This is a genomic window from Spirilliplanes yamanashiensis (assembly GCF_016863475.1).
GTDB classification, from domain to species: domain Bacteria; phylum Actinomycetota; class Actinomycetes; order Mycobacteriales; family Micromonosporaceae; genus Spirilliplanes; species Spirilliplanes yamanashiensis.
Genome location: NZ_BOOY01000034.1, coordinates 17784 through 31924 on the forward strand (window position 1 = coordinate 17784; position 14141 = coordinate 31924).

The 14141-nt window shown below is 74.1% G+C and carries 13 protein-coding genes; 10 read left to right on the forward strand and 3 right to left on the reverse strand.

The features are described 5' to 3' along the window. The first annotated feature begins 47 nt into the window (after positions 1 to 47). Positions 48 to 899, forward strand: a complete 852-nt coding sequence (locus tag Sya03_RS24275; RefSeq protein WP_203940714.1) for an IclR family transcriptional regulator — start codon at positions 48 to 50, stop codon at positions 897 to 899. A 71-nt stretch (positions 900 to 970) separates the two neighbouring features. Here Sya03_RS24275 and Sya03_RS24280 read toward each other — a convergent pair whose 3' ends face one another. Next, entirely contained in the window at positions 971 to 1792 is an 822-nt protein-coding gene (locus tag Sya03_RS24280; protein WP_203940715.1) for an NAD-dependent epimerase/dehydratase family protein, read from the reverse strand. Positions 1793 to 1938: 146 nt separating this feature from the next. On the opposite strand from Sya03_RS24280, the gene Sya03_RS24285 reads away from it, so the two are divergent. Continuing rightward, the gene (locus Sya03_RS24285) at positions 1939 to 2532 is read left to right on the forward strand and encodes a hypothetical protein (protein WP_203940716.1); all 594 of its coding nucleotides are present in this window, start codon (positions 1939 to 1941) and stop codon (positions 2530 to 2532) included. Positions 2533 to 2592: 60 nt separating this feature from the next. After that, positions 2593 to 3294, forward strand: a complete 702-nt coding sequence (locus Sya03_RS31665) for a fibronectin type III domain-containing protein (protein ID WP_203940717.1) — start codon at positions 2593 to 2595, stop codon at positions 3292 to 3294. Positions 3295 to 3303: 9 nt separating this feature from the next. Here Sya03_RS31665 and Sya03_RS24295 read toward each other — a convergent pair whose 3' ends face one another. Together Sya03_RS24295 and Sya03_RS24300 are read right to left on the reverse strand one after the other, a co-directional pair. Continuing rightward, positions 3304 to 4056 (reverse strand): HpcH/HpaI aldolase family protein, encoded by a 753-nt coding sequence (locus Sya03_RS24295; protein ID WP_203940718.1) that lies wholly within the window; start codon positions 4054 to 4056, stop codon positions 3304 to 3306. Continuing rightward, positions 4053 to 4943, reverse strand: coding sequence for an NAD(P)-dependent oxidoreductase (locus Sya03_RS24300; protein ID WP_239107803.1), 891 nt, complete (start codon positions 4941 to 4943; stop codon positions 4053 to 4055). The genes Sya03_RS24295 and Sya03_RS24300 overlap by 4 nt, the downstream gene beginning before the upstream one ends. 144 nt (positions 4944 to 5087) lie before the next feature. Between Sya03_RS24300 and Sya03_RS24305 the strand changes: the two genes are divergently transcribed. The 7 genes from Sya03_RS24305 (at position 5088) to Sya03_RS24335 (ending at position 14118) form a co-directional block, all read left to right on the forward strand. After that, a complete protein-coding gene (locus tag Sya03_RS24305; protein ID WP_239107804.1) occupies positions 5088 to 6248 on the forward strand; it encodes a glycerate kinase family protein in 1161 nt (386 codons plus the stop codon). After that, the gene (locus Sya03_RS24310; protein WP_203940719.1) at positions 6245 to 7759 is read left to right on the forward strand and encodes an aldehyde dehydrogenase (NADP(+)); all 1515 of its coding nucleotides are present in this window, start codon (positions 6245 to 6247) and stop codon (positions 7757 to 7759) included. Before Sya03_RS24305 ends, Sya03_RS24310 begins: the two co-directional genes overlap by 4 nt. Positions 7760 to 7824: 65 nt before the next feature. Next, positions 7825 to 9210, forward strand: coding sequence for a BNR-4 repeat-containing protein (locus tag Sya03_RS24315; protein ID WP_203940720.1), 1386 nt, complete (start codon positions 7825 to 7827; stop codon positions 9208 to 9210). A gap of 79 nt (positions 9211 to 9289) precedes the next feature. After that, complete coding sequence (locus Sya03_RS24320; RefSeq protein WP_203940721.1) at positions 9290 to 10072, forward strand: hypothetical protein; 783 nt, start codon at positions 9290 to 9292, stop codon at positions 10070 to 10072. A 69-nt stretch (positions 10073 to 10141) separates the two neighbouring features. Next, entirely contained in the window at positions 10142 to 10522 is a 381-nt protein-coding gene (locus Sya03_RS24325; protein ID WP_203940722.1) for a hypothetical protein, read from the forward strand. A 198-nt stretch (positions 10523 to 10720) separates the two neighbouring features. Then, entirely contained in the window at positions 10721 to 12223 is a 1503-nt protein-coding gene (locus Sya03_RS24330) for a S8 family serine peptidase (RefSeq protein WP_203940723.1), read from the forward strand. Positions 12224 to 12474: 251 nt separating this feature from the next. Further along, complete coding sequence (locus tag Sya03_RS24335; protein WP_239107805.1) at positions 12475 to 14118, forward strand: beta-1,3-glucanase family protein; 1644 nt, start codon at positions 12475 to 12477, stop codon at positions 14116 to 14118. Positions 14119 to 14141 lie beyond the last annotated feature (23 nt).

The window sequence follows — 14141 nt, forward strand, 5'->3', positions numbered from 1 at the left end:
GCATGGCGGTCAACAGCCGGAAATAGACAAGGCCGAGGGTGGACCCCATGCCAGAGACCCGCCGCCGCCCCGGCGGCCGCCCCACGCCCCGCCCCGCGCCCCCGGCGGTGACCTCGGCGACCGCTGCCGCCGCCGGGGAGAACTCGCCGGTCAAGTCGGCCGAGCGCACCGTCAAGATCCTCGAGACCCTCGCCGCGTCGCCGACCCGGCTGACCCTGTCGCAGCTGCAGGAGCGCACGGGCTACCCGCGCTCCAGCCTGCACGCGCTCGTGCGCACCCTGCGCGAGCTGAAGTGGGTGGAGACCGACGAGAGCGGGTCCGCCTTCGGCGTCGGCCCGCACGCGCTGCTGTCCGGCACCGCGTACCTGGACCGCGACCCGGCGCTGATGTTCGCCTACGAGGCCCTCGAGGACCTGCGGGCCGAACTCGGCTACACCATCCACTACGCCCGCCGCGACGACGCGCACGTGCTCTACCTGGCCAGCCGGGAGTCCCGCGACACCGTCCACGTCGTCTCCCGGGTCGGCCGCCGGCTGCCCGCGCACATGACGGCGCTCGGCCAGGCGCTGCTGGCCGACCTCACCACCGACGAGGTCAAGTCCCTGCTGCCGGCCACGCTGGAGGGCTACACGCCGAACACCATCACGGACCTGCCCGCCCTGCTGGGCGAGCTGGACGCGGTGCGCCAGCGCGGCTGGGCGTTCGAGCGCGAGCAGGGCACCGAGGGCGTCAGCTGCGTCGCCGCCACGGTCGGCTACCGGATCCCGGCGACCGACGCCATCTCCTGCTCCATGCCCGCCGAGGTCGCCAAGGGCGCCGAACTCAAGCGGGTCGCCGCCGCGCTGACGGCGCGCACCCACGCCCTGGCCGCCACGCTGCGCCGCGAGGGCATCCGCTAGGACTGCCGGCCGGTCCGGCCGGCGGCCTCCGGTTCACGATCCCGGAGGCGCCGGCCGGTGCGGCGATCGGGTCAGAAGCGCTCCCCCAGCGGGATGTCGCACCAGACGCCGCCGACGCGGGTCAGGATCGGGTCGGTGGCGAAGTCGGGCTCGCCGGACTCGGCGACGATCTTCTCCGCGTACTCCTCGGCGTCGTCCTGCGGCGAGTAGCCGATGGCCTCGCCCTCGGCCAGCGACAGCCAGCGCCGGGTGTTGCGGCTGATGCCCCACACCTGGCGGAAGCCCGGGGCCGGCGCGGCGACGGCGGCCTCGACGAGGCGGGCGCAGTCGTCCGGCGACAGCCACATGGCCAGGCCGCGCGGGCCGGGCGGCTCGGGGGCGCACATGCCGATGCGCAGGCACACCACGTCCAGGCCGAAGCGGTCGTGGTAGAGCCGGCCGGCGGCCTCGACGGCGACCTTGCTCCAGCCGTACAGGGTGTCGGGGCGGGCCTCGACGTCGCCGGGCAGCTCGCCGGGGTGCTCGGTGAGGCTGTGGAAGCCGGTGACGTGGTTGGACGAGGCGAGCAGCACCCGGGTGACGCCGGTGCGGCGGGCCGCCTCCAGCAGGCAGTAGGTGCCGTAGGCGTTGAGCCGCAGCACCTCCTCGGCGGGCGCCTCCCGGCTCTGGCCGCCCAGGTGCAGGATCGCCGACACGCCCTCGCAGGCGGCGGCCAGCGCGTCGATGTCGTCGACCGAGGCGGCGACGACCTCCTCCGCGCCGGCGCCGGGCAGCGCGGGCGGCTCGGCGATGTCGAGCAGGCGCAGCACCCGGCCGGGGCGCGCCAGCCGGGGGCGCAGCAGGGTGCCCACGCCGCCTGACGCGCCGGTGATCAATATCCGCTGGTCAGCCATTCGGATGCCTTCCGTCCATCGTCTTGAGAAATAGGTATTGATCGATCAAGAGCCTAGCGCCATCATCCTATGCAATGAACACGGAACACCCCGTTAACAGTTGTCCATATATGTGGACGGCTGGCCAGCCCCCAGGAGGTTCCCCCATGAAGAGACCCGTCGCCCTGATCGGCGCGGTCGTCGCCGCGCTGGTGCTCACCACGGCCGCCCCCGCGGCCGCCGTGGTCGAGGCCGGACCGTGGACGTCCTACTCCCCGTCCTTCAACGTCCAGGAGCGCGGCTGCGGCTCCGTCAACGGCCTCACGTTCGTGCTCACCTGCTCCACCGCGAGCGGCGACCAGCGCGCCGAGCGCCGCTACGCCACCTACAGCAGCGGCGTGCGCCAGTTCGAGGGCTACTTCCGGATCACCAGCATGCCCGGCACCCGGATCAGCCTGAAGCAGACGTTCGGCCCCGACGGGCCGTTCTTCATGCTGGCCGTCGAGCGTGGCGGCCGGCTCTACGCGGTGCACGGCGGCGACACCCTCGCCACCGGCGCGACCGTCGGCACGACCGTGCGGGTCAACACGGTGCACAACACCGGCAACGGCGCGCACCGCACCTACATCAACGGCTCCAACCGCCACTCGCAGACCGGCGGGTCCGGCGGCTACTACGACAAGTTCGGCGCCTACCGCACCTCCAGCGGCCAGGGACCGGCGACGGTCGTCTGGAGCGGCGTGCAGTTCTGGCGCAGGTAGCCCGCACGGCGCGGCCGTACCCCACGGCGGCCGCGCCCCCGACCGGAGGAGGACCGACCCGTGCGCACCACCGTTCCCGCCGCCGCGCTGCTGGCGCTCCTGACGGCGTGCGGCGCCCCGCCGCCCGCCGCCGCGGACGGGCTGACCGCCACGCTCACCTCGCCGGTCGACGTCACGCTGCGCTGGCCCGCCGCCGAGCCGGGCGCCGCCGGCCAGATCGTCGAGTTCGCCACCGACGCCGCCGGGCCGTGGACGATCCTCGCCTTCCTGCCCGCCGACGCCCGCGCCTACGACCACCCCGACCTGATGCCGGAGACGACGTTCCACTACCGGGTGCGGCCGCTGCGCGGCGAGGCGTCGCCCGTCGTGGACGTGCGGCTGCCGCCCGCCGGCGCCGACGAGCCCGCCGCCGACACCGACCTCGGCTGGGCCGACCCGCGCACCGAGCCCGCCCGCAACACCGGCGCCCCGCGGCCGGGCGGCGCGCCGACGGGCCTCGCCGCCACCGTCATGACCCGCGACGCGGTCCGGTTCACCTGGTCCGACAACGCCGCCGGTGAGGACGGCCAGCTGCTGGAGGTGCTGCCCGCCGGCGCCGCCGCCTGGACGGTCGCGATGGCCGTCGACCCCGACGTGAACGCCGTCGGGCTGATGACGCTGGCCACCGAGCGGCGGGCGTCGTTCCGGGTGCGCGCCGTCACCTACGGACCGGCCTCGCCCGTGGTGCGGGCGCGGACCGGCCGGGCGCCCGGCGACTCGTGAGGCGGGCACTCAGGCGGGCCGCAGGTCGGTGACCGTCCGCCGGGCCGCGTTGACGAGCAGGGTGGCGTCGGAGCTGATGCCGACGAAGCGGAAGCCCATCGCGGCGTACCGGCGGCCCTGCTCGGCGTGCGGCGCCAGGATGCCGGTGCACACGCCGGCGGCGTCGGCGGCCTTGAGGATGCGGCCCAGCGCGTCCTGGAACTCGGGGCTGTCGATCTGCCCCGGCACGCCCAGGTCGTGCGAGAGGTCGCGCGGGCCGACGAACAGCACGTCGACGCCGTCGACCGCGGCGATCTCCGGCACCACCTCCAGCGCGCCGCGGCTCTCGATCTGCACGATGCCGATGACCCGCTCGTTCGCGGTCTCCAGGCCCTCGGGGTGCAGGCCGAAGGCGTACGCCCGGTTGTAGGTGGCGACGCCGCGGTCGCCGGCCGGCGGGTAGCGCAGGTGCCGGATGGCCTCGGCGGCCTGCGCGGCGGACTCGACGCGGGGGAACATGACGCCGGCGACGCCGAGGTCGAGCGCGCGGCCGGCCCGGATGCGCTCGGTCGACTCGACCCGCACCAGCACGGGCACCCCGTGCGCCTCGGCGACGCTCAGCTGGCTGAGCAGGCTCGCCTCGCCGCCGCCGCCGTGCTCCAGGTCGACCAGCAGCCAGTCGAAGCCGGCCACCGCGCACGCCTCGGCGGCCAGGGCGGCGCCCAGGCCGAGGAACGTGCCGTACAGCGGGTCGCCCGCGGCGAGGCGGCGGCGCAGGCTCACGACGTCCCCCTCCCCCGGCCGGACAGCCGGTCGACCTGGCCCAGCAGCGCGGTGTGGTCGGACCCGCCGTGGCCCTGGGCGCGCAGGGCGCCCATCAGCTGGGCGGCCAGCGCCCCGAGCGGGATCGTGACGCCGGCGGCGCGGGCCGCGGCGAGCACGATGCCGAGGTCCTTGTGGTGCAGGTCGACGCGGAACCCGGGGGTGAAGTCGCGGGCCAGCATGCCGGCGGCCTTGCGGTCGAGGATGCGGTTGCCCGCCAGCCCCCCGGCGAGCACCCGCACCGCGGGCTCCGGGTCGACGCCGCTGGCCTCGACCAGCACGATCGCCTCGGCGACCAGCTCGATGATGCCGGCGACGAGCAGCTGGTTGGCCGCCTTGACGGTCTGGCCGGAGCCGCTCGGGCCGACGTGCACCACCGTGCTGCCCATCGCCTCCAGCACCGGCCGGGCGTACGCGACGTCGGCCGCCTCCCCGCCGACCATGATCGACAGGGCGCCCTCGATCGCGCCCTGCTCGCCGCCGGACACGGGGGCGTCCAGGGCGCGCAGGCCGTCCTCGGCGGCGCGGGCCGCCATGGCCCGGGACGCGCCCGGGTCGATCGTGCTCATGTCGGCGTGCAGCAGGCCCGGCGCTCCCGCGGCGAGGATCTCCTCGAAGACCGCCTCCACGTCGGGGGTGTCGGGCAGCACGGTGATGACGACGTCGGCGCCGCGGACGGCGTCGGCCACCCCGGTCGCCGGGCGGGCGCCGAGGGCGGCCAGCCGCTCGGCGGCGCCGGGGCTGCGGTTGTACACGGCGACCTGATAACCGGCCTTGAGCAGGTTGGCGGCCATCGGCGCGCCCATGATGCCCAGCCCGATGAAGGCGATCCGCTGCGGTCCGTCCACTGCTTCCCCTTGCGCCGATTGACAATGATCGAGATTCTGTACACGTATGTGGACTGCACACACAAGCTTGGAACCTGTACCGAAGATAACGACGGGGCCGAGGAGCGGTCAAGCGACCGGGTCCCGCCCACGGGGAGGCACGGCATGACGCTGCACTGCGTGATCGCGCTGGACACGTTCAAGGGATCGCTCACCGCGGCGGAGGCCACCGCGGCACTGGGGGCCGGGCTGCGCGATGCCGGGTCGGCCACGGTGGAGCTGCCGGTGGCCGACGGCGGCGAGGGCACGGTCGACGCCGTCGTCGCCGCGGGCTACGGGCGCATCCGCCGGGCGGTGTGCGGGCCGACCGGCGAGCCCGTGCAGGCCTCCATCGCCGTGCGCGGCTACACCGCCGTGGTCGAGCTGGCCGAGGCCGCGGGCCTGCAACGGCTGCCCGGCGGCCGGCCGGCGCCGCTGACCGCCACCACCTACGGCGCCGGCGAGCTGGTCCGCGCCGCCCTGGACGCCGGCACCCGCGAGGTGATCCTCGCCGTCGGCGGCAGCGCGACCGTCGACGGCGGCGCCGGGCTGCTCCAGGCCCTCGGCGCGCGGCTGGCCCCGGCCACCGGCGGGCCGCTCGGCCCCGGCGGCGGCGCGCTGCGCGACCTGGCCGCCGTCGACCTGTCCGAGCTGGACCCGCGGCTGCGCCGGGTCGACGTGGTGCTCGCCGCCGACGTCGACAACCCGTTGCTCGGCCCGTCCGGCGCGGCCGCCGTCTACGGGCCGCAGAAGGGCGCCGGCCCCGCCGACGTCGCCGCGCTCGACGAGGGCCTGGCCCGCTGGGCGACGCTGCTCGGCGCGGCGGCCGGCCGCGACGTCGCCGCCGCGCCGGGCGCCGGGGCCGCGGGCGGGGCCGGGTTCGCCGCCCTCGCCGCGCTGGGCGCCGTCCGCCGTCCCGGCATCGACGTCGTGCTCGACGTGCTGGAGCTGGACGACGCGCTCGCCGAGCTGGCCGCAGAGGTGGCCGGCGGTGCCCTGGTGGTCGTCGGCGAGGGTTCGCTCGACGCCCAGAGCCTGCGCGGCAAGGCGCCCGTCGGGGTGGCCGCCCGGGCCCGCGCGCACGGCCTGCCCGTCGTCGCCGTCGCCGGCCGGGTCGAGCTGACCGCCGCGCAGCTGCGCGCGGCCGGCATCGACGCCGCGTACGCCCTCACCGACCTCGCGCCGGACATCGAGACCGCCATCCGCACCGCGCCGCAGCTGCTCCGGCAGCTCGGCGGACAGCTCGCCGCCCGCTGGGCGGCGGAACCGAAGGAGACCCTCGCATGAGTCACGACCAGGGCAGGAGCCCGTACACCGGAGAGCCGGCCGGCCCGCCGGTGCCGCACGCGACCGACGCGGAGGTCGACGCCGCCGGCGCCGCCGCCGCGGCCGCCGCGCCCGGCCTGGCGGCCCTGCCGCCCGAGGAGCGGGCCAGGCTGCTGGAGTCCGTCGCCGCCGCGCTGGAGGACGCCCGGGGCGAGCTGGTCAGGCTCGCCGACAGCGAGACCGGCCTGGGCGAGGCCCGGCTCGGCACCGAGCTGACCCGCACCCGCGTGCAGCTGGAGCTGTTCGCGGCCGTGGTGCGCGACGGCGCGTTCCACGAGGCGGTCGTCGACCACGCCGACCCGGCGGCGCAGCCCGCGCCGCGCCCCGACCTGCGCCGGATGCTGGTGCCGATCGGGCCGGTGGCGGTGTTCTCGGCCAGCAACTTCCCGTTCGCGTTCTCGGTGGCCGGCGGCGACACCGCCAGCGCCCTGGCCGCCGGCTGCCCGGTCGTCGTCAAGGCGCACTCCGGGCACCCCGGGCTGTCGCGGCGCACCGCCGAGGTGGTGGCGTCGGCGGGGCTGCCGGAGGGCGCGTTCGCGGTCCTGCACGGCACCGCCGCGGGACGCCGCCTGGTGCAGCACCCGGCGATCCGGGCGGCCGGGTTCACCGGCTCGCTCGGCGGCGGGCGGGCCCTGTTCGACCTGGCCAACGCCCGGCCCGACCCGATCCCGTTCTACGGCGAGCTGGGCTCGCTGAACCCGGCGGTCGTCACCCCCGGCGCGCTGGCGGCGCTCGGCCCGGCGGTGGTCAGCGGGTTCGTCGGCTCGTTCACGCTCGGCTCCGGGCAGTTCTGCACCAAGCCCGGCCTGCTGTTCCTGCCCAAGGGGCACGGCCTGGACGACGAGCTGGCCGGCGCGGTGGGCCGGGCCGCCCTCGGCCCGCTGCTCAACGCCCGCATCCGGCAGGGCTACGACGACGTGGCCGCCGCGCTGTCGGCCGTGGACGGCGTGCGCGCCATCGTGGCGCCGCGGCCGGTGACCGAGCCCGGCTTCCGGGTCGCGCCCATGCTGCTGGCCGTCTCGGCCGACGACCTGGCCGGCCGCCCGAACGAGCTGCTGGAGGAGTGCTTCGGCCCGGCGGCGCTGGTCGTCGAGTACGGCTCTCCCGGCGAGCTGGCGGCCGCCCTCGACGTGCTGCCCGGGGCGCTGACCGCGACGGTGCACGCCGACCCGGCCACGGAGGCGGACCTCGTCCGGGACCTGCTGGACCGGGCCGCGGCGCGGGCGGGCCGGGTCGTCTTCGGCGGCTGGCCGACGGGCGTCGCGGTGAGCTGGGCACAGCAGCACGGCGGCCCCTGGCCCGCCACGACCAACGCGCTGCACACCTCCGTCGGGGCCACCGGCATCCGGCGCTGGCTGCGGCCGGTGACCTTCCAGGACGTGCCCGACGCCTTCCTGCCGGAGGTGCTCCAGGAGGCCAACCCGCTCGGCGTCCCGCGCCGCGTGGACGGCGTGCAGCGTTCACATATGTGAAACCTTTCCAAAACGATGACATCGATGCAGAATCACGGACCACATCCACTCGTTCAGGAGGATCGATGCCTCAGCTCCTGCGGTACGCCGCCGCGGGCTCCGTCCTGGCCCTCGCCGCCGTCGCCGCACTCCAGGCGCCGGCCTCGGCGGCGCCCGTGACGGCGTCCGCGCTCGGCCCCTACGCGGCGCCGACCGCATACACCACCGTCGCCACCAACGTGGCCGCCCGTAGCGACCGCCGCCCGACCAACGGCGGCGTCCACGACCCGGCCGCGAAGAAGACCTTCATCTCCTGGGCCGGCAAGTACGAGGACAACTACGTCCAGGCCTACGACCACGTCACCAAGACCTGGTCGGCGCCCGTCAAGGTCGCCGACGGCGGCAACGACACGCACAACTACCCGACCCTGATCCAGGCGAACGACGGGCACCTGCTCGTCTTCCGCGGCATGCACAACCGCGAGCTGTGGTTCGCCCGCTCCGCCAAGCCGCACTCCATCGAGGGCACCTGGACCGACACCCAGATCCCCGAGGGGCTCGGCGCCACCTACCCGATGGTGTTCAAGACCAAGGCGGGCGCCATCTTCGTGTTCGTCCGCGAGACCGCGGGCGACCTCGACAAGAAGTACCCGACCGACTTCCGCCCGATGAAGTACGTGCGGTCGCTGGACAACGGCAAGACGTGGGCGTCGTCGGAGAAGCTCACCGGCGAGCGGTGGAACATCGCCCCGCAGACGCGCACCGACAACATGAACGAGGTCTACATCGGCCAGATGCGCTACGAGCCGGCCTCCCTGGGCCGGCCCGAGCGGGTCGCGATCGTCTACACGCTGGCCGGCGGCGGGCCCGAGAGCCACCTGCACGACCGGTACCACCGCAACATCTACCACACCTACTTCGACCCGAAGACCCTGCGCTTCAGCTCGGCGAAGGGCGCCGACCTGGGCGTCAAGATCGACGACGACGACCAGGAGAAGCACCTGAAGGTCGTCGACACCCCGCTGCAGATGCCCAACCCCCGCTCCCCCGACTACATCCAGCTCGTCGGCTCCACCCTCGGCGGGCTCACCCCGTTCGTCGTGTGGATGCAGCTCGACGCGCAGGCCGTCGTGCACACGTACACGGCCATCCACACCCCGTTCGGCTGGCAGACCCGCAAGGTCGCGTCCGGGGTGCGGGTCCGCGACATGGAGAAGGTCGACCCGTTCACCTGGCGGGTCTACGCCACCACCAACGACCCGGCGGTCACCGCCGTCAGCACCGTCAAGCTGTACGCGGGCACCCTGTGGCAGCCCGAGTCCACCATCCCGATCCCCCGGGCCGTGCAGCGCATCGAGGTGATCGAGGGCTACCGCGACCCCGCGCGCATCGTCATCTCCGGCGCCAGCAGCGCCCGGCCGGCCGACGTGGCCGACGGCGACATCTACGTCGCCGGCGCACCCGGCCGCTGACGGACCGCGGCGCCCCCGCCCAACCCCCTTCGGCGGGGGCGCCGCACCTCACTCCCCCTCCTCCCCCAAGGAGCTCCCCGTGTCCGACCGCACCACCCGCCGGGCCGCCCTCGGCGCCATCGCCGCCGCCGTCGGCGCCCCCTTCCTCGCCCGCGACCTCGCCGCCGCCGCCGAAGCCCCCACCACCCGCGCGGCCGTGCTGCGCTGGAGCCCGGTGCCCGGCCGGGACGGCCTCAACGCCTTCGAGGGTGTCGAGGACGACCGCGCCGGCTCGCACACCGCCGCCACCCACATCTACGTCTCCGGCGACACGTACCGCTTCACCATGCACACCCGCGACCGCGACGGCGGCGACCGGCAGCGCCAGGAGGTGCGCGGCATGCGGGCCAACGGGTCGGTCCTCAACTGGTACAGCGGGGAGACCTGGCAGATCACCTACGACATGTTCATCCCGGCCACCCTGCGCGGCACCACCAGCTTCACGCACATCTTCCAGCTCAAGAAGCCCGGCACCGGCACCGATCCGGTCGCCACCATCGGCCTGCGCCGCAGCGGCTCCAACGAGTACATGACACTGCGCCCGTTCACCTCCGGCGGCGAGATCGGCCGGGTCCCGCTGTCGTCCGTCTGGGGCTCGTGGATCAGCGTCGACATGACGTTCCGCATCGGCGACAACGGCTCCGGCCGGTTCCGGGTGACGAAGAACGGCGCCGTGCTGACCGACGCGAGCCGCAGCGGCATCGACCTGTGGCTGGGCGAGAGCATCCGGCCCAAGTGGGGCATCTACCGCTCGCTGTCGGACAGCGCCCAGCTGCGCGACACGTACCTGCAGCTGCGCAACCTACGCTCGTACAGGCTGTAGCGCCCACCGACCCGTCGCGGCGGCCGGACCGGTACCGACCCGCCGGCCGCCGCGCGCTAGATTGACCCGATGCTGTTCCCGGTGACCGTGTCGAGCGCCGAACTGGAGCCCGACGGCGTCGCCGACCTCGCGCGCCTGCTGCGCGCCGAGCTGCTGGAGACCGACGCCGACGACGTCCGCTTCGTGACCGAGGGGCCGGTGCCCGAGGGCGTCAAGGCGGCCGAGGCGCTCGCCATCGGCGCCATGCTGGTGGCCGCCGCCCCTGAGGTGCTGCCGGCCGTGATCGACACGATCCTGTCGTGGCTGAAGCGCCAGCCGCGCGACGTCGAGGTCGAGATCGACGGCGACCGGTTCCGCGGGCCGGTCACCCGCGCGCAGCGCGACCAGCTCGTGGCCGCGTTCCTCGACCGCGCCGCCGCCCGCCCCGACGACCGGGACGACCCCGCCTAGACCACGCCGGCCGGCGGCGATTCCCCCGCCATCGGCAGCGGCCGGGCGGACCTGAGCGTTCGCGGTCGCCGGGGCCGGCGAGACCCGTGTCGCATTCTTCGGCCGCCGTTTCGCTTCCGTCCCGGCCGGGCCGGTCGATGCTGTCCGCTCGGATCGGGCGGAACGCACCGCCCGCGTCGGCGAATGACGGAGCAGTCGATGACGAACGCACGGAAGCGCGCAGGACTGGCGGCGGTGCTCGCCGCCGGCTTGATCGTGGCGCCGGGAAGCGCGGCCACCGCCGCGCCCGCAGCGGGCCACTGGACCGGCTGGCTGGGCTCGACGGGGGCCGACCCGGCCACCACGCTGGCCCAGGTGCGCACCCTGATCGGGGCGAGCTCCGGGACGGCCGCGACCCTGACCGGCAAGGGCGTCGGCGTGGCGCTCATCGACACCGGCGTCGCGCCGGTGCCGGGGCTGCCCGCCACCAGGATCGTGAACGGGCCGGACCTGTCCTTCGAGTCGCAGGCCGACAACCTGCGCTACCTCGACGCGTACGGCCACGGCACGCACATGGCCGGCATCATCGTCGCCAACGACACGGCGACCGGCACCAAGGGCCTCGCCCCGGACGTGAAGCTGACCTCGATCAAGGTCGGCACGTCCAACGGCACCGTCGACGTGTCGCAGGTGATCGCCGCCGTGGACTGGGTCGTCGAGCACAAGAACGACGACGCGGCGAACCCCATCAAGGTCATCAACCTGTCGTACGGCTCCGGCGGCACCCCCTCGAACTGGAACGACTCGCTCGGCTTCGCGGTCGAGAAGGCGTGGCGCTCCGGCATCGTGGTGGTCGCGGCGGCCGGCAACGACGGCAACTCCTACGGCAGCCTGGCCAACCCGGCGATGAACGAGTGGGTCCTCAGCGTCGGCGCGGTCGCCACCAAGGGCACCACGACGGTGGCCGACGACCACCTGACCACGTTCACCAACCTGCCGACGGGCGGCAAGCAGGTCAACGTGCTCGCCCCCGGCGTGTCCATCCTGTCGCTGCGCGACCCGGGTTCCTACATCGACACCACGTACTCGACGGCCCGGTCCGGCGAGACGCTGTTCCGCGGCACCGGCACGTCGCAGGCCGCGGCGGTCACGTCGGCGGCGGTGGCGATGATCCTGCAGTCGAAGCCGTCGGCGACGCCGGACCAGGTCAAGGACTGGCTGATCAAGAGCGCGGTGTACGTGCCGAACGGCATCGCGGCCACGATGGGCCTCAAGGAGATCAACGTGAACGCGGCGCTGGGGCGCAGCGGCACGACGGTCCTGCCGCAGGCGTGGAGCCGGTCGAACGGCTCGGGCACGCTGGACGCCGCCCGCGGCGACAGCCGGGTGCTGTTCGACGACGTGCCGCTGTCCGGCGAGCGGGCCGTGTGGGGCCCGCTGTCCACGGCGACGTGGGCGGCGAAGGCCGGCGCGACGGACTCCTGGACCGGCGGCAACTGGATGGGTTACCGGGTGGCCGGCGACGGCTGGACGGGCACCTCGTTCGCCTCGAAGACGTGGGCGGCCTCGGCCTGGTCGAACAGCAAGCCGTGGACCGGCGCGACGTCCTGGTCGGACCCGGACTGGTCGGCCCGCACGTGGTCGGCGCGCACCTGGTCGGCGCGCACGTGGTCGGCGCGCACCTGGTCGAGCGACGACTGGTCGTCCTCCGTCTGGCGCTGATCCCGCACCGCCCCCGGCACTGCCGAGCCGCACCGGTCACCCCGGTGCGGCTCGGTGCCGTGTGTGGACCGGTGTTCATCAACCGCAAAGTTCCGGTAATAGAATTTTCATCATTCCATTGACATGAGACATCGATCACCATCAGGCTTTGAGAGCGCTCTCCACGCACGCCACCAGCGCTGATGCGGGTGGCGGTCACCCACATGCGCCCCCCGTCGGGGCGTCCGCTCCCCAGCCTCAAGGAGTTTCCGTTGGGCAACAGACGCACGGTGCGGAGACGGCTCAGAGCCGCCCTGGGCACCATCGCGGCGTTCCTCGTGGCCGTCCCCGTGACGATCGCCGTCAACCCCGCCCCCGCCGCCGCCATCGGACCCGACCGGCTGCCGGTCACGGTCACCAACAACTCGGGCCGCGGTGAGGCCGTCTACCTGTACATCCTCGGCCAGGACATCCGCCCGGGCGGGCGGCTCGGCTACGTCAACGCCGCCGGCCAGTTCTTCAACTGGCCCGCCGGCTCGAACCCGCCCTCACCCGCCCCGGACGTCTCGATCCCCGGCCCGGGCAACGGCGGCAGCGTCACCGTCCACTTCCCGCGGCACATCTCCGCCCGCATGTACTTCTCGCTCGGGCGCAAGCTCGACTTCCGGCTCACCCCGGACGGGCTCGTCCAGCCCGCCCCGTGGGCCGGCGCCGACCCGAACCGCGACATCCTGTTCGACTGGTCCGAGTTCACCTACAACGACGCGGGCCTGTGGCTGAACAGCTCCCAGGTGGACATGCTCGCCATGCCGCACGCGGTCAGCGTGACCGGCTCGGACGGGCGCACCATCCGCACCGGCGACCCGGTCGCCAACGGCCGCGAGAACATCATCAACCAGATCCGCAGCACGCCCGAGTTCGCCCGATCGATCTACACCCGGTCCGACGGCACCGTGCTGCGGGTGCTCGCGCCCGGCAAGGCGATGGACGCCGGCCTGATGAACGCCAACTACCTCGACGGCTACATCACCTCGGCGTGGAACGCGTACACCGGCCGCACCCTCACCGTCGTGCCGCGGGTCAACGAGCCCAACCGCCGCTTCTTCGGCCGCACCGTCGGCAACAACATGGTGTTCACCGACGCCGGTGGCGCGCAGGTCGCGTCCGTGCCGAAGCCGAGCACCGCGAACGTGTGGGGCTGCGACGGCGTCTTCAACGCGCCGAACGTCGCGCCGTTCATCGAGCCGGAGATCAAGCGCACGCTGTGCACGGCCCTGAACCGCGGCACGCTGGGCACCTCGACGCAGGAGCCGGTGCTCGACGCGAGCCAGTTCTACCGCAACAGCACGCCGAACCACTACTCGCGCATCATCCACAACAACATGGCGGACGGTAAGGCGTACGGCTTCGCGTACGACGACGTCGGCGGCTTCGAGTCGCTGGTGCACCACGGCGACCCACGCTCCGCGGCCGTCATCATCTCGCCGTTCGTCGGCGGCAACCCGCCGCCGCCCACCAACCCGCCGCCGGCAGCCACCAGCCGGGTCGTCAGCAACTGGAACAACAAGTGCATCGACGTGTCGAACTGGCAGTTCAACGACCGGCAGCGGCTCCAGGTCTGGGACTGCACCGACGGCACCAACCAGAAGTGGCAGTTCGTCGACGGCACCCTGCGCACCGAGAACAACAAGTGCATGGACGTCGCCGACGCCGCCACCGCGGACGGCACCGCCATCCAGATCTACACCTGCAACGGCACCGCCGCGCAGCAGTTCACCCTGAACGGGGCCGGTGACCTGGTCAACCCGATGTCCGGCAAGTGTGTCGACATCGCCGCCTGGAACCCGGCCAACGGCGCACCACTGCACCTGTGGACCTGCGTCGGCGGCGCCAACCAGAAGTGGCGCCGCGGCTGACCGCACGCCGATGAACCGGTGGG